Source organism: Desulfosalsimonas propionicica (genome assembly GCF_013761005.1).
Lineage (GTDB): Bacteria > Desulfobacterota > Desulfobacteria > Desulfobacterales > Desulfosalsimonadaceae > Desulfosalsimonas > Desulfosalsimonas propionicica.
The window spans coordinates 175,486-191,225 of record NZ_JACDUS010000004.1; the positions used below are offsets into that span (position 1 = coordinate 175,486).

The 15,740-nt window shown below is 53.1% G+C and carries 15 protein-coding genes and 1 tRNA gene; 14 read left to right on the forward strand and 2 right to left on the reverse strand.

Annotation, left to right across the window (positions count from 1 at the left end):
- The first annotated feature begins 23 nt into the window (after positions 1–23).
- From HNR65_RS09080 to HNR65_RS09090, 3 genes are read left to right on the forward strand one after another with little or no spacing between them, the layout of a single operon-like run.
- Positions 24–836, forward strand: coding sequence for a DUF1295 domain-containing protein (locus HNR65_RS09080; RefSeq protein WP_181551172.1), 813 nt, complete (start codon positions 24–26; stop codon positions 834–836).
- Positions 826–2,088, forward strand: coding sequence for an NAD(P)/FAD-dependent oxidoreductase (locus HNR65_RS09085; protein WP_181551173.1), 1,263 nt, complete (start codon positions 826–828; stop codon positions 2,086–2,088). The genes HNR65_RS09080 and HNR65_RS09085 overlap by 11 nt, the downstream gene beginning before the upstream one ends.
- Positions 2,085–2,861, forward strand: a complete 777-nt coding sequence (locus HNR65_RS09090) for a DUF1365 domain-containing protein (protein ID WP_181551174.1) — start codon at positions 2,085–2,087, stop codon at positions 2,859–2,861. The genes HNR65_RS09085 and HNR65_RS09090 overlap by 4 nt, the downstream gene beginning before the upstream one ends.
- Positions 2,862–2,882: 21 nt before the next feature.
- On the opposite strand, the gene HNR65_RS09095 is transcribed toward HNR65_RS09090, so the two are convergent.
- The gene (locus tag HNR65_RS09095) at positions 2,883–4,112 is read right to left on the reverse strand and encodes an SAM-dependent methyltransferase (RefSeq protein ID WP_181551175.1); all 1,230 of its coding nucleotides are present in this window, start codon (positions 4,110–4,112) and stop codon (positions 2,883–2,885) included.
- A 282-nt stretch (positions 4,113–4,394) separates the two neighbouring features.
- Between HNR65_RS09095 and siaA the strand changes: the two genes are divergently transcribed.
- The 11 genes from siaA to murI all read left to right on the forward strand — a co-directional run bounded on the left by siaA (position 4,395) and on the right by murI (position 14,862).
- Positions 4,395–6,443, forward strand: coding sequence for a biofilm regulation protein phosphatase SiaA (gene siaA, locus HNR65_RS09100; RefSeq protein ID WP_181551176.1), 2,049 nt, complete (start codon positions 4,395–4,397; stop codon positions 6,441–6,443).
- Positions 6,444–6,504: 61 nt separating this feature from the next.
- Entirely contained in the window at positions 6,505–7,269 is a 765-nt protein-coding gene (locus HNR65_RS09105) for a diguanylate cyclase (RefSeq protein ID WP_181551177.1), read from the forward strand.
- A complete protein-coding gene (locus HNR65_RS09110) occupies positions 7,253–7,798 on the forward strand; it encodes a SiaB family protein kinase (RefSeq protein WP_181551178.1) in 546 nt (181 codons plus the stop codon). Before HNR65_RS09105 ends, HNR65_RS09110 begins: the two co-directional genes overlap by 17 nt.
- A 43-nt stretch (positions 7,799–7,841) precedes the next feature.
- Positions 7,842–8,222, forward strand: a complete 381-nt coding sequence (locus HNR65_RS09115) for a DUF1987 domain-containing protein (RefSeq protein ID WP_181551179.1) — start codon at positions 7,842–7,844, stop codon at positions 8,220–8,222.
- A gap of 25 nt (positions 8,223–8,247) precedes the next feature.
- Complete coding sequence (locus HNR65_RS09120) at positions 8,248–10,497, forward strand: response regulator (RefSeq protein WP_181551180.1); 2,250 nt, start codon at positions 8,248–8,250, stop codon at positions 10,495–10,497.
- Positions 10,498–10,677: 180 nt separating this feature from the next.
- Positions 10,678–10,767 (forward strand) — tRNA-Ser (locus HNR65_RS09125).
- 150 nt (positions 10,768–10,917) lie between these two features.
- Positions 10,918–12,699, forward strand: coding sequence for a DNA polymerase III subunit gamma/tau (dnaX, locus tag HNR65_RS09130; protein ID WP_181551181.1), 1,782 nt, complete (start codon positions 10,918–10,920; stop codon positions 12,697–12,699).
- Positions 12,696–13,007 carry a YbaB/EbfC family nucleoid-associated protein gene (locus HNR65_RS09135; protein ID WP_181551182.1) on the forward strand — a complete coding sequence of 104 codons (312 nt, stop codon included), beginning with the start codon at positions 12,696–12,698 and terminating at the stop codon, positions 13,005–13,007. Before dnaX ends, HNR65_RS09135 begins: the two co-directional genes overlap by 4 nt.
- Before the next feature lie 28 nt (positions 13,008–13,035).
- Positions 13,036–13,635 carry a recombination mediator RecR gene (gene recR / locus HNR65_RS09140; RefSeq protein ID WP_181551183.1) on the forward strand — a complete coding sequence of 200 codons (600 nt, stop codon included), beginning with the start codon at positions 13,036–13,038 and terminating at the stop codon, positions 13,633–13,635.
- Positions 13,625–14,074 carry a YkgJ family cysteine cluster protein gene (locus HNR65_RS09145; protein WP_181551184.1) on the forward strand — a complete coding sequence of 150 codons (450 nt, stop codon included), beginning with the start codon at positions 13,625–13,627 and terminating at the stop codon, positions 14,072–14,074. Before recR ends, HNR65_RS09145 begins: the two co-directional genes overlap by 11 nt.
- The gene (murI, locus tag HNR65_RS09150) at positions 14,071–14,862 is read left to right on the forward strand and encodes a glutamate racemase (protein WP_181551185.1); all 792 of its coding nucleotides are present in this window, start codon (positions 14,071–14,073) and stop codon (positions 14,860–14,862) included. The genes HNR65_RS09145 and murI overlap by 4 nt, the downstream gene beginning before the upstream one ends.
- Before the next feature lie 38 nt (positions 14,863–14,900).
- Here murI and HNR65_RS09155 read toward each other — a convergent pair whose 3' ends face one another.
- Positions 14,901–15,731, reverse strand: a complete 831-nt coding sequence (locus tag HNR65_RS09155) for a universal stress protein (RefSeq protein WP_181551186.1) — start codon at positions 15,729–15,731, stop codon at positions 14,901–14,903.
- Between the last annotated feature and the right edge of the window lie 9 nt (positions 15,732–15,740).

Below are 15,740 nucleotides of genomic sequence, written 5' to 3' on the forward strand. Positions count from 1 at the left end.
GCCAACAAAAAGAAAGTTATTTTATGGACACTGTTATTCTGTTTACCGTGAATCTGTCAGCCGTTGCCGTGTTTATGACGGCCGGCTGGGGGATCAGCCTGATGCGCAGAAATGCCGCCATTGCCGATGCCCTTTGGGGGCTGGGTTTCGTGCTGGTGGCCTGGCTGACCTTTTTCCAGGCAGACGGATTTTTCATGCGAAAGCTCCTGCTCGCCCTGATGGTGACCATCTGGGGCCTGCGTTTGTTTGTCCATATTGCCGGGCGAAGCCGGGGCAAGGGCGAAGATCCCAGGTATGCGGCCTGGCGGGCGCAATACGGGCAAAGCTTCTGGATAGTGAGCCTCTACAGGGTGTTTCTGGTGCAGGCGGTTTTTTTATGGGTCATTGCCATCGGTGTTCAGTACGGCCAGGTGGCTGCACACCCAGCCCGCCTGACATGGCTGGATGGGGCCGGCTTTTTGATCTGGCTTTCCGGGCTGGTGATTGAATCCGTGGCCGACTACCAGCTGCGGGACTTTCTGTCCGCCCCGGAAAACCGCGGCCGCGTAATGGACCAGGGCCTCTGGCGGTACAGCCGGCACCCCAACTATTTCGGTGAAACCCTGGTTTGGTGGGGCATCTTTGTTATGGTGCTGTCTGCACCCCTTGGATTTTTGACCATTGTCAGCCCGCTGGTGATCACATATACCCTGCTGCGGCTCACCGGCGTAACCCTCATGGAAGAAACCGAGTTTTCCGACAACCCTGAATATCAGGCCTACATCCGGCGGACCAGCGCATTTGTGCCCTGGTTTCCCGACAAAGGCCGGGAAAAAGGAGCCGATCATGACAAATGAATCCAGTCTGGATATTGCCGTGGCAGGCGGCGGGGTGGCCGGCATTGTTGCCGCATACCTGCTTGCCCGGCGCCATCGGGTGACCCTGTATGAAAAAAACAGCTACGTGGGCGGCCACACCCACACCATCGAAGTCGATGAAGGCAATGAATCTGCTGCATGCGTGGATACGGGATTCATTGTTTTCAACGACCGCACCTATCCCAATTTCATCCGGTTTATCAAACAACTCGGCGTATCCAGCCTGCAAAGCGCCATGTCATTTACATACTGGGACCCGGGCATGGGGTTTACCTACAACACCACACGCCCCTTTGCAGACAAAAAAAACCTGCTGCGGCCGTCGTTCTGGCGCCTGCTGTTTGAAATCGACCGGTTTAACAAAACAACACGGAGATGGCTTGCACAAAACCGCCTGGCGGACATGACCCTTGGTCAATACTTGCGGCAGGCCGGATTTTCCCCCGCTTTGGCAAAACATTACGTCACTCCCGTAAGTGCGGCCATATGGTCCACGGGCGAGCGGGATATACTGGATTTTCCGGCGCAAACCTTTGCCCGGTTCTTTGAAAACCACGGGCTGCTGTCTTTTTCCGGCCATCCGCAATGGTATACCATCCAGGGCGGCAGCCATGAATATGTCAAAGCGTTTTTAAAAACATTTCCAGGCACGGTGCACACCGGCTGTCCGGTGAAAAAAATCGCCCGGGAAAACGGGGGGGTGCGGCTATGGACCCATGAGGCAGAAGCCGTTCATGACAAGGTCGTGATCGCCGCCCATGCAAACGAGGCCCTGGCAATGCTGACAGATCCTTCTGATGCCGAGGCAAAACTGCTTTCGCTTTGGCAGTATGCTCAAAACCGGGTAATCCTGCACCGGGACACCAGTTGCCTCCCTCCCCTGCAGACAGCCTGGGGCTCCTGGAATTACAGGCAGGGGGCAAAAAAGGCCGTCCGCGGTCCCGCAACCCTGACCTATTATATGAACCAGCTCCAGCAGCTGGCCTGTCAACATCACTACTGCGTCACCCTGAATCCGGATTATCCCATAGAGCCGGGCCATATGATTGCGGATCTCAATTATGCCCACCCCATGTTTGACAAAGACGCTACGGCCACACAGGGGGATCTGCCAGGCTTAAACGGGGTCAACAACACTTGGTTTTGCGGCAGCTATTTCCGCTACGGCTTTCATGAAGACGCGGTGATGTCGGCTGCGGCCGTTGGCAAAGAGTTCGGGATTGAACTATGAATTCAAAAATTTATACAGGCTTTGTGGAACATACCCGTCATCTGCCGGTGTATCATCATTTTCAGTACCCGGTCTACATGTACGGCATTGACATCGATGAACTGGCCCTGCTGGACAAAAAACTGCCGTTTTTCGGCTACAACCGGCTGCGGCCAGCAACCATCAATGATGCCGATTACCTGGACAACAGACCGGGCTGCATAAAGGAAAAGCTTCTGGATCTGCTGCCCGAAGCCGACAGGGAACAGGTGGCAACTGTTATGCTGATCACCGCTGCGCGGTATTTTCATTATATTTTCAACCCGGTGTGCTTCTATTACTGCTTTGACCGACAGGGAGCAATGATTTGCCTGGCAGCCGAGGTGAGCAATACTTACGGAGAGCGGCACATGTATCTGCCCAAGCCCGCGGCACCGGACACCTCTGAACCGGGAATCCTGCAATATACCGCTGACAAGGCCTTTCACGTATCACCGTTTAACAACATGTCCGGCCGATACGATTTTTTCTGCACCGCCCCGGGCCAAACCATAGATGTTGCCATCCACCTGGTCCGGGAAGGGGAAAAAATCTTTGAGGCCCGTTTCCGGGCAAGGGGCCGGGAGTTGACCCGGGCGGCCCACCTCGGGCTATTGCTGCGCCATCCGGTCATGCCGCATCTCACCATGCCCAGAATTATTTTTGAAGCCATGCGCCTGTATTACCGAAAGCACATGCCCTGGCATGACAAACCGGCCCCGTCAGATCCCATGACCATCCGGCACAAGCGGTAAATCAATCTTTGCGGCCCATATCTATGAGTTATATATAAAACCCCTGTCCATTGGATAATCCGTGGTGTTTCCCTTGCAAAAAGTAATCTGGTAGAGCCGAAGCACCGAATTGGGAGTCCGGAAAAACGCGGCACAGGAATGAAGATAGGCCCGCCAGGTCCGGCGGAAGCGTTCGTCAAACAGCTTGGGATTGTAGCTGTTGATCATGGCCCAGTTTTCATCAAACCTTGCGGCCCACTGATCCAGGGTCAGGGCATAGTGGCGGCGGAGATTTTCAATATCGAGTATTTCAAGACCATGGACTGCCATTAAATCAATGGTTTCGGTCAGACCGGGCAGATATCCGCCGGGAAAAATATGTTTCCGGATAAAAAAGTCCGTGTCCATGGGACGATCATGGGCGATAAAATGCAGCAGGCCGATTCCCCCGGGCTTCAGGCATTGCGCCATGGACCGGATCCAGTCCTTAAGCTGGCCTTTTCCCGCATGTTCGTAAACCCCCAGGGATGCGTACTTGTCATATGTGCCCGACACCTGCCGGAAGTCACTTTCCTGGACGCGAATTTTATCGGCAATGCCTTCCTGCCGGGCCTTGTCTACCAGCCAGCGGTTCTGATCTGTAGTGGGACTTAAGTTGGTGCCAATCACCCCATAATTTTTTACCGCATGAAAAAGCAGCGAACCCCATCCGCCGCCCACGTCGATTAAGTGCTCGCCTTTTTTGAGCCGCAGTTTCCGGCAGACATGATCAAGCTTGTTTTCCTGTGCCTGACGCAGACTCCGGGTGCCCTCTTTCCAGTATGCGCAGGTGTAGGTCATGGTGGGATCCAGGTACTGCCAGAAAATATCGGATCCGCGGTTATAATGCGCCAGGGCGTTTTTTACCCCCTGGCTGCTTTTCCGGTTGCCAAACAGCATCTCGTGCCACAGGTTGCGCATCCGGATAAGGGGATGGAAAATACGAGTCTGCCGGGCGGTTTGGGCCAAAGACGGTTCATTGTCAGCGGTTGCCCGGATCAGGGCTTTTAAATCCCCTTCTATATCCACACCGCCGTTAATGTAGGATTCAATCAGTCCCCATCCAAAAAACAGCATGGAGTTGAACTGGGCTGTTTTTGTCTTATACCGGATCACAAAAGCCGGCGGCCCGGTGCCATGGGCATAACAGGTGCCGTCTGTAAAAACGATTTTAAAGGCAATCGGCGTTTTGCCCAGAAACCTGACATACATTGCTTTCAAAAAATCGACCATGTTTATTTCTCCCGGCTTTGGTGGCTGTTTGTCTGCAGCATACCATAAAAAGGCTAAAGAAATAAGGTTTCCCGCCCGATAGGTGAATAAGCCCGAAGCATTTTTATTGTGCACCGCGGCTTTTCATAAAACCCATTATCGCCACAGGCTTTTGCAGCAAATACAAATATTGCGCTTTTTCAATCAAATGCAAAAGAAATAGCCAAAATCAAACTATTTTCTGTTTCCGGCGGCAGCCTGAAACAGAAAACCTGAATTTTTTACCAAAAGGGTGACCGACTTATGGCGCTTTTCAATTCCCGTTTACGGATCAAGTCCATGCTGGCACTGATCCTGGCATGCATGGTGGTTCTGGGGCCGGTTGTGGTGATCGGATGGCAGGTGCTGGAAAAGGGGCGTGCGGAATTGGGCCAAGCCTATACCCTGAATCTAACCCGGCTCAGCGCTCAGAAAATCAAAGCCCCTGTCACCAGAGAACTTGCCCTGGCCTGCCGTTTTGCCGACTCCGTGCTGCTTCGCCAATGGCTGCTCAACGAGGATTCATCAAAGAAAAAAGCCCTGTTCTTCCGGGAGGCCAGCGGTTTCCGGCGGGACTTTGCCGACAACAACTACTTTATTGTCAACCGTGAAAACCTTGCCTACAGTTTAAACAATAGTGAAAAGCCCTACAGCCGGCAACCGCGATATCACCTGGATCCGGACAACCCCGATGACAATTGGTTTTTTCAAACCATGGCCGAATGCGAAAACTTCAACATCAATGTCAATCATGATGTACATCTTGGGGAAACCCGGGTCTGGATCAACGTGATTGTCCGCAACGGGGCTGAAAAAATCGGACTGGCCGGCACCGGCCTGAAACTTGATGCATTTCTGGATGAATTTATCCATACGGATGAACCTGGCGTAACCCCCATGATCATCAACAGCCAGGGACTTATCCAGGCCCATCCGGATCAGAGCCTGATCTCCTTTGGCTCGGGTGCCGATGCCGGCAAAGCGAAGTTTTCCCTCAGGGATCTGCTTGGCGGCGGCGCCGGTCACGAAAATCTGGGCAAAGCAATGGAAAAGGCCCGGAAGGCACCAGGCACGGTTGCCTCTCTTTGGGCTCAACTGGATGGAAAAAGGCAGATTCTGGCTCTGTCCTGGCTGCCGGAACTCAAATGGTACGTGGTCAATGCCGTGGATTTAAAGGCTGCACAGGTAATTGATGAAAATTGGATTACAACGGCCATTGCCGCCCTGGCCGTTATGTTCATCGTTTTGGTGGCGCTTTTCGGCTACGGCGTGGACAGGATGATCCTGCGCCCCTTAAACAGGCTCCATCATTCGGCCACGGCGCTTTCCCGGGGCCGGTATGATGCGCCCCTGCCCTCGGCCCAAAATGACGAGATCGGTGACCTGAGCAGGGCTTTTGCCGTGATGGTCGGCAAAATCAAAAATCATACCCGGCAGCTGGAAGACAAGGTCCGGCAGCGGACCCGGGAACTGGAAGAGCAGTCCCGCCTTCTGGAAAACGCCAAGGTTGCAGCCGAGGAGGCCAACAATGCCAAATCCGAAGTCCTTGACAATGTTATGGAAAGCATTCACTATGCGCAAACCATCCAACAGGCGATTTTAAGCACAGAGCTGCAGATAAAACAATTTGTCCCGGAATGTTTCACTCTGTGGCGGCCAAAGGATGTTATCAGCGGGGATATGATCTGGAGCAAAGATCAGGAGGACGGTTTTGCCATAGCGGTTATTGACTGTACAGGACACGGGGTTCCCGGCGGGATTATGACCATGGCGGCGGTTTCGGTATTGAATCGTGTGGTAAGCGAGTTCGGGCTGCAGCGTCCTCACCGGGTTTTGCAGGAAGTCAGCCGCATTGTCCAAAATATGCTCGGCAACCAGAAGACCTGCCGGTTTTCAGAAGACGGCCTGGACATGGCCCTTTGCACGTATCAGCGATCCGGGTCTACCCTATTTTTTGCCGGGGCGCGCCTGGGGCTGCTTTATGAGAACGACGGCAGGCTCCTGGAAATCAAGGGAGACAAGCAAAGCCTGGGATATCGCTCTTCAAATCCCGACTACCCGTTTCAAACCCACACAATTGCCGTGGACAAGCCATTGAGAGTTTATCTGGCCACTGACGGAACCTTTGACCAAATCGCTGAAAATACCGGCCTGCCAGTGGGGAAACGGCGCATCCGCGATTTTCTGACCCACATCTGCAAAGACCCCATGGACGCACAAAAACAAAGCCTTGCAAATATGATGGAAGAATTTCAGGGCAGCGAGGAACAACGCGATGATATCACATTTCTCGGTCTGCACCTCAAAGCCTGAACCGACGGATGGATCAGCGGGATAAGTATTATTAAGAGGGTTTAAACCAGGAGAGGACACATTGGACGAAGAATCCATATTTTTACGGGAAACAAAGGTGATAGATGAAGCCGAACACCTTCTGGTCACGGAAAACAGTGCCGGCAATCCCCTTGCCCGGCCTTATTCTGACCTGCTGACCGAATATAAAAAGCTTTTCCGCCAGACCCAGCGGCTGGTGAAAATGAGCGATCGCATGCAGAAAAATCTCAATGAGCTCAATGCTGAGCTCCAGTCTCACAAGGAAATCCTGTCGAAAATGTCTTATATCGACGGGCTGACTTCAATTGCAAACAGAAGGTGCTTTAACGAGCGCCTGGAAACGGAATGGAACCGGGCCCTGCGAACGGGCCGCCCGCTGGCACTGATTCTTCTGGATCTGGATTATTTCAAGCAGTTCAATGATCATTACGGCCATGCAGAAGGAGATGCCTGCCTCATTCAGGTGGCCGGCGCTCTGGGCCGGGCCGTGAAAAGACCCGGGGATCTGGCGGCCCGGTATGGAGGTGAAGAATTTGTTATTTTACTTCCGGAAACAACGTCAACCGGTGCCATAACGGTTGCATCCGATGTTCAAAGCCGTATTGGTGAACTGGCCATTGCGCACCAATGCTCCGATATTGCACCGGTTGTCACGGTCAGCATTGGCGTGGCAGTAATGTTTCCGGAAAAAATCGACAGGCACCAAGACCTTATCGAGGCCGCTGACAGGCAGCTTTATGCAGCCAAAAAAGCAGGCCGCAATCAGATCAAAGAAAAGGTGATGGGCAATGATGCATCAGATTGAACAATTCTACGAGCAACTCAGGCATGAAGGCATCATTTTCAGTTTCAGCGGTCCGGTATCCCAAAGCCTGCTGGAAGGTATCGGCGAGACCCTGCGACAGAAAATGAACCTGGAAGAAACAAGTACCAGCGTGACACAAAAAGTTTTTTCGATTTTTGTTGAACTCATGCAGAATGTGATCAATTATTCCGCGGAAAAAGGAATCATCGGCGGTGAAGAGCAGGATCTGAGCCTTGGGGTTTTAATCATCGGCAAACAGGAAAACCATTTTTATATCCAATGCGGCAACTACATTACTCAGGACCAGAAAGGCCCCCTTGCTGAAAAGCTCAACAAAATTCAGGCCATGGACAAGGACGAACTCAAGCGCTACTACAAGCAGCAGCGAAGAAAAGACCCGGCAGAGCAAAGCAAGGGAGCCGGGCTGGGTTTTATTGAAATGGCCCGCAAGGCCTCACAGCCGATCCAATTCAGCATCCTGCCCACCAGCACAGAAAAGGATTTTTTTGTGGTCACCGCGATTATCTGAATGATACCTCAATGCATTGGATATATTGTCTAAGGAGTCAGCAATGGAAGTTTTTTTTCGGGAAAAGACCAAATCAACCCCAAGAATTCACTTTGACCCTGAAAAACACCGCCTGGAAATCAGCGGGGAATCTTATCCGGAAAACTCCGCCAAATTCTACTCTCCCATGCTGCAATGGCTGGAAGCATACCTTCAGCAGTTAAGCAACGAAGATATTCATGTGGACATCGAACTGATTTATTTTAACAGCAGCAGTTCCAAGGTTTTTATGAATTTTTTTGATCTGCTCGAGGAGGCCGCCGGAAAAGGGGTGTCAGTGGAAATAAGATGGAAATACCACCCGGACAATGATATTGCACAGGAATGCGGAGAGGAATTCCAGGAAGATTTGCAGCAGGTTGCATTTCACCTGGTGGAATTGTAACGGCAAAAATCCAGGGAAACCAACATTGCGCAAAATATGGGGCCTGATCAAAACAATCGCCTTGCCCGGCATTGTCCGGGGTTCAGCCCCAAGCGATGAAATCCGCCTGATGCAGGAACGCTTCTTGCGGAGGCTGCTCTACATCAGTGCAATCGCCTCGGTGCCGGCCCTTTTTATCGCTTCAAAAGAAACCCGGGCCATCGGGGATAATGTTTCTCCATTGTTTTACCTGACCCTGTTTGTCATTATTGCCGCCATGACGCTATTGCAGAATCGCATGGCCTTTTTTTGGAAGACATCGCTTTTGCTGGCCGTCTTTTTTGCCTGTGGTTTCCACAATCTCATCCATTTCGGCTTCAGCGGTGCGGGCATTCACATTTTTCTGATTATTTCTGTCCTGATAACGGTGCTCCTTGGGCAAAGAGCCGGAATCCTGACCCTTATCGCCGGCCTGGCGACCATTGTCGGGGTGGGAGTGGCCATGAGCACCGGCGTTGTAAGTGTGGACGCAGACCTCAACTTTCTCTCAAAACAGATGATCTCCTGGCTCACCGCAGCCGGTGTTTTTGTCTTTTTCGCCGGTGCCGGCGTCCTTATACCGGGAAAACTGCAAAACGAAATGGTGCGGTCCCTTGAAGCACAAAAACTTCAATCCAATGAACTTTCCAGGGCCAACGCAGAACTGAAAAATGAGATCTTCAGGCGCAAACAGGCTGAAGATGCCTATCGGCTGCAGGCCCTGGTGCTGGATCAAATTCAGGACCGCGTAACAGTGACCGATCTGGACGGCAATATCACCTATGTCAACAAGGCCGAAGCCCAGGCCCCGGCTTTTTCACAAAAAGCACACAATCACGATGCTGCGGTGCTTTGCAGTCCGGATACGGATAAAACCGCTTCAATTGACCGGATTATGAAACAAACAAAGCAAAAAGGATACTGGCACGGAAAGATGTCCGGCAGCACGGCAACCGGAAATGAAGCTTTCATGGATTGCCGCACGCAATTGATCCATGACACAATCGGCAACCCTGTTGCAGTATGCTTCATTGCCACAGATACCACCGAGCAGGCGCGGCTGGAAAAGCAGCTGAATCAGGCCCAGAAGATGGAGTCCGTGGGACGCCTGGCAGGAGGTGTGGCCCATGATTTCAACAACATGCTGTCCATCATCAATGGGTATGCCGAGCTTTGCCTGGACCAGCTTGATCCTGCGGAGCCGATTTATAAAAATATCCGTGAAATATACAGCGCCGGAAACCGCTCAACCGCAATTGTCCGGCAGCTGCTGGCATTTGCCAGAAAACAGACAGCTTCCCCCCTGCCGGTTGATCTCAACGAAACGATTTCAAATATGGTCAAAATGCTGCAGCGCCTTATCGGCGAAAACATTCACCTTCAATGGTTCCCCGGAAACAACCTGTGGAAGATCAGAATCGATCCTTCACAAATCGATCAGATCATGGCCAACCTTGCCGTAAACGCCCGGGATGCCATATCCGATGTGGGCAGGCTGACCATAGAGACGAAAAATGTTGTTTTTGACGATTCAGACTGGCAATCCCTTGCAGGGCTTCCGCCGGGGCAATACGTCATGCTGGCTGTAAGCGATAACGGATGCGGCATGAATCCAAAAACCATGGACAGCATTTTTGAGCCGTTTTTCACCACCAAAACCGCAGGGGAGGGAACCGGTCTCGGCTTGTCCACGATCTACGGCATTGTCAAGCAAAACAGCGGATTTATCAACGCCTACAGTGAGCCGGGAAAAGGAACGAGCTTTAAAATATATCTTCCAAGGCACACAGAAGCACAATCCTCGTCCGTGCACGCACAAGAACCCGGACCGCAGCTGCCCACCGGCTCGGAAACCGTCCTGGTCGTCGAAGATGAAACCGCAATCCTGCAACTGACCGGCAGCATGCTTGAAAAGCTGGGGTATACGGTCATCAATGCTGAAAGTCCAAAAGCCGCACTGCATCTTGCAGAAACATATGGAGAAAAGATAGATCTGCTCATCACCGACGTTATCATGCCGGAGATGAACGGCCGGGAGCTTTTCCGGCAATTGTCCGCCTGCAATCCAGAAATCAGGGCGCTTTACATGTCGGGTTACACATCCAGGGTCATTGCCCAACACGGCGTTCTTGAAAAAGGCGTTCAATTTATTCAAAAACCATTTTCCATCCGGGAACTGGCCTTAAAAGTGAGGCAGGCGGTTGATCCGGCCTGGATGCCCTGCCAAAAAAAGGACAGCCCGGCAAAAAAGACCTGATGGACCGGAGCTGCAACTTTTTAAACCAGATTCCTTGACAACCACCCAAAGGCCGGGTATAACACCCACTGCATGACGGGGCCGGCCTGGTGATGTTTCCTGCCGGGACGAAAAGCCCCTTTGCTTTTTGGTATTTAAGAAAAAACAATTTTTAAGGGCTCCCATAAAAAACGTGCCTGCGGAGAGATGACCGAGAGGCTGAAGGTGCACGCCTGGAAAGCGTGTGTACCCGCAAGGGTACCGAGGGTTCGAATCCCTCTCTCTCCGCCACTTTTTATGCCGGGAAACAAGGCACTGATCGACAAGAACCCTTCCCCATCATCTCTGCTTTTGCTGTTACCGCCGGGATCCGCCGGCCTGTAGAGACAATCCACGGCAAATGCCGGTATTTCCGGAAGCGGTCAGTGACGGGGATGATGCATGCATCAACAAGCAGGGATTGAAGGCACCGCCGGCATGGCTTATCTGGTTTTTGCACGCAAATACCGTCCGCAGCAGTTTGACGATGTCATCGGTCAGGCCCATATCACCCGCAGCCTGGCCAATGCGGTCACCACCGGACGTCTGGCTCATGCCATTTTGTTTTCCGGCCCCAGGGGCACGGGCAAAACCACTGTTGCGCGAATCCTGGCAAAATGCGTCAATTGTCACAACGGTCCCACGGACAAACCCTGCAACCAATGTCCCTCCTGCCGGGAAATCACTACCAGCAGCGCTGCTGACGTGTTTGAAATCGACGGGGCCTCCAACAACAAGGTGGAAAACGTCCGGGAACTTCGGGAAACCGCCAAATACAAGCCCTCTTCCAGCCCGTATAAAATTTTTATCATCGATGAAGTCCACATGCTCAGTGATGCGGCATTCAACGCCCTGTTAAAAACCCTGGAAGAGCCACCGGCCCATGTGCTGTTTTTCTTTGCCACCACAGAGCCCAACAAAATCCCGGTCACCATCCTTTCCCGGTGCCAGCGCTACGACTTCAGGCGGGTGGCCATTGACGACATCACAGCCCACATGGCGGAAATCTGCAGGCAGGAGCAAATGCAGATCAGTCAAAACGCCCTGGCTGTTATTGCCCGGGAGGCAGACGGCAGCATTCGCGACGGGTTAAGCCTGCTCGACCAGATTGTGACCTGCAGTTCCGAACAGGTTTCAGATGAGCAGGTGGTGGAAATGCTCGGGGTCATTGACCGCCAGGTGCTTTTTGATGCCGCAGACGGCCTTTTTTCCGGCAATGCCGCCGCCCTTGTGGGCATCTGTGATGCCCTGTACCGCCAGGGCAGGCATTTGCTGCGGTTTTATTCCGAGCTGATCGTGCATTTCAGAAACCTGCTGCTGATCAAAATGGGCGGGGCGGAAAAAAGCCTTACAGACGTTCCCGAACATGAAAAAAAACAAATGGCCAAACAGGTGGAACATGTCAGCGAGCCCTATCTCAGCCAGATCGTCAACACCCTGTTTTCCGACGAGTGGCGGATCAGACAGTCTGTCTCACCCAGACATGCGCTGGAGATGACCTTTTTCAAGCTCCTGCAGATCCGGCCGGCCATGTCTATGGACACGCTCATTGAAAAACTCGACCAGCTCAGACAGGAAATGGGCGGAGCTCTTCCGGTAAATGCCGTGCCTGAGGCGCCATCCGAACCCCGGAACCCGGAGCCCGCGGCTTTACCAGAAAACCTGCATCCCGGCCCTGAGCCTGAGCCGGAGCCTGATCCGGAAACTGCACCTGAGCCAGCACCTGAGCCGGCGCCGGAACCCGACGGCCCGGAAACACCGTCAACACCCGAAGACCCGGCTGCCGGCTATGAAACCAACGAGGCATTGTGGGCGGCATTAAAAAACCATATTGCAGCCCAAAAACCGTCTCTGGCCGCATGCATGGGCGAAAGCCAACTCCGGGAGATAAACGGCAGCCGCCTGGTCATTGATATCAAGTCATCAGGCAGCAACATCGAACTCCTTGACCGGAAAAAAAGCATCACCCGAATGGAGCAGCTCTGCAGCGAATTTCTGAAAAAAAATGTCCGGGTGGAGCTCAATATTTCCAGAGAAGCCAACCACTCGGAAAAACGCAAACAGGAAGCCAAAACCCTCAGGGAAGAGGCATTAAACCACCCCCTGGTGGATGCGGCAGTCAAAACATTTAACGGCAAAATTGTAGATATCAAAATATTGCCCGCAGGAGGAAATGCACAATGAAGAATATGGGAAAACTCATGAAGCAGGCCCAGCAGATGCAGGAGAAAATGACCAAGCTGCAGGAGGAAATGGCCGACAAAACCATCGAAGCCACAGCCGGCGGAGGCATGGTCAAGGCCGTGGCCAACGGCAGGCAGCAGGTGGTCTCCATTCAGATCGAAAAGGAAGTGGTGGACCCCGAGGATGTGGAAATGCTCCAGGACCTTGTGCTCGCAGCGGTCAACGACGCCCTTGGCCGCGCCCAGGAAATGGTTTCCGAGGAAATGAACAAGCTCACCGGCGGCATGAATCTTCCGGGCATGATGTAAGGCGTTTGAAAAAAGGCAGCCCGTTTTCATGAAACACTATCCAGAAGCCATGTACCGCCTTATCCGGCAGTTCTGCAAACTGCCCGGAATCGGGCAGAAATCCGCGGAGCGCTTTGCCATGTACCTGCTGAGCGCACCGGATACTGAAGTCGCAGCCCTTTCCAAGAGCATCGGGGAGCTGAAAAAACAGGTCACGGTCTGCAAGACCTGTTTCTGCTTAAGCGATCAGGAAACCTGCGCCATTTGCCGGGATCCGGGCCGGGACAGCGGCCTTGTCTGCGTTGTGGAAAGCCCTGCGGACATGGCGGCAATTGAAAAATCCGGCGCATTTACCGGGGTCTACCATGTGCTTCAAGGGCTGATTTCTCCCATGGACGGTATCGGTCCGGAAGAAATCCGCATCCGGGAACTTGTTGCCCGGGTACGCGCAGGCACTGTCAAAGAAGTGGTGATTGCCACCAGCACCAGCGTGGAGGGCGAGGCCACGGCCGACTATATTGACAAGGCCTTAAAATCATTTGAGGTCAATGTCACCCGCATTGCTTCCGGGGTTCCCATGGGCGGGGAACTCAAGTATATCGACCAGGTGACCCTGAAAAAAGCCATGGAGGCCCGGCGTGCGGTCTGAAATTACCCCGGAAGACCTGTTTGAATGCCAACAGTGCGGCCAGTGCTGCCATGGTTACGGGGGCACCTATATTAGCCGCACCGACATTGAAAACATTGCCGCATACCTGGGCATTTCAGAAGCCGTTTTTCTCTGCCGGTACTGCACACCATCTGCCGGCGGCTATGTTCTGGCGCAAAAGGACGACGGATTCTGCGTGTTCTGGGATCAGCTCTGCACCATCCACCCGGTCAAACCCCGAATGTGCCGTGCCTGGCCGTTTATTGAAAACCTGTTGAAAAACCCCGCTGGCTGGGACGTGATGGCCGAAGCCTGCCCGGGCATGCGCACGGGATTTGACAAAAACGACATCCTGCGCTGCGTGCGGGAAAAACTCCACGAACGCGACGCCATGCGAAACCGGCAATCCGAATCGCCAGCTGACGGAAAAAGCTCATGATCGGCATATTTGACTCCGGCATCGGCGGGCTCACCGTGGTTCGTGCGGTCATGGATGCGCTCCCCGACCATGACATTGTTTATTTCGGGGATACGGCCCGGACGCCGTACGGCAACAAAAGCGGCCGCACAGTGGTGGAATATTCCATCCAGAACACGGAGTTTCTGATTGAAAAAGGGGCCAAAATCATTGTCATGGCCTGCAACACCGCCTCCAGCGTGGCCACCCAAACCCTCCAGGAGCGCTTTGACCTGCCCATTTATGAAGTCATCAGCCCGGCCGTGGACCTGGCCCTGGAACAGACGCGCAAAAACATCATCGGCGTGATCGGCACCCGGGCCACCATTGAAAGCGGCATCTACGAGGAAAAAATCCGCCGGCGCAGTGCTGAAGCAAAAGTTCACTCCACGGCCTGCCCCCTGTTGGTGCCCCTGGTGGAGGAAGGCTGGACAGACAAGCCTGAAACCCGTATGATTGTCAAAAAATACGTCCATCCCTTAAAGGTCAGACAGATTGACACCCTGATTCTCGGCTGCACCCATTATCCGGTCATCAAACCGATCATCGCCCGTAAAATCGGCAAAAAGGTACGCATCATCGACTCCTCTGTGGCCCTGGCCGGCCAGATCCGGCAGTTTTTAACAGACAACCCGGAAACAGATGCCAGGCTGGGCAAAAACGGCACAACCCGGTTTTACGTATCTGATATCACCCGCCAATTTCAGAAAACTGCAAAAAGTGTGATCCGGCGGCCCATTGAATTAAACCGGGTGGATCTCCAGCTCTGAATCTCACCGAAAGCAAGCCTTTGACTCGTTATCCGGCATCAGATGACTGCCCGGTAATTGGGGCCCACAATCAGCATACTGTTGGGCGTAACCGTCTGCACGATTTCCATGGTGGAGCCGAAAAGCAGCTCCTTGATTAAGCCGTGACCGTAGGCGCCCAGAACCAGCAGGGCATCGTGTGGGATTTCATAGAGGTTTTCCTGAAAGGGGCGGCTTTCAGAAATTCGCCATGTGCGCACGTAGTTGTCAAAATCGTCCTTTAGTCCCGCCTCCTGGATAATGTTTTCGTAATCCTTTTGGGAACGGTTTTCCGGATGGGAAAACACGTCCAACGGCAGACCGCACCGGCGGCTGAGGCGGATTCCCAGGCGCAATGCCTTGACCGCGTTGGAAGAGCCGCCAAACAGCACGGCAATGCTTGTCCATGGCTTGTAAACCGCGCTTGGGATCAGAACGGGAAACCGGGCGGATTTGACAATGCGCCGCACCCGGGGACCGATATATCCCAGGCCGATTTTCGAAGACAGATCCGAGATGCTTCTGGGACAGCACATGAAATCAAAATCCACGGGAAGATCCGGCAGGGTGGAGGCGGTAAAATGTTTGGGGGTAAAAAACCTGGGCTGCGGCAGGCCCATGCCCTGGATGATCTCGGAGGCATGCGCTTTTGCGCTGTCCGGGGCCTTTAAATAGGAGGCATCCAGATCCACCTGAACCACGTCGTTTTCAAAATACATCAAAAACTTGACATAATCGGGAATGTAGATCAGCGGCAGGATCTCCAGCTGTTTGCAAAAATAAGCCGATTGCAGCAGCATTTCCCTGCCCAGGGGGGTGTTTCGGAAAATGTGGAGCATCTGCATTTCCATGGCGCATCT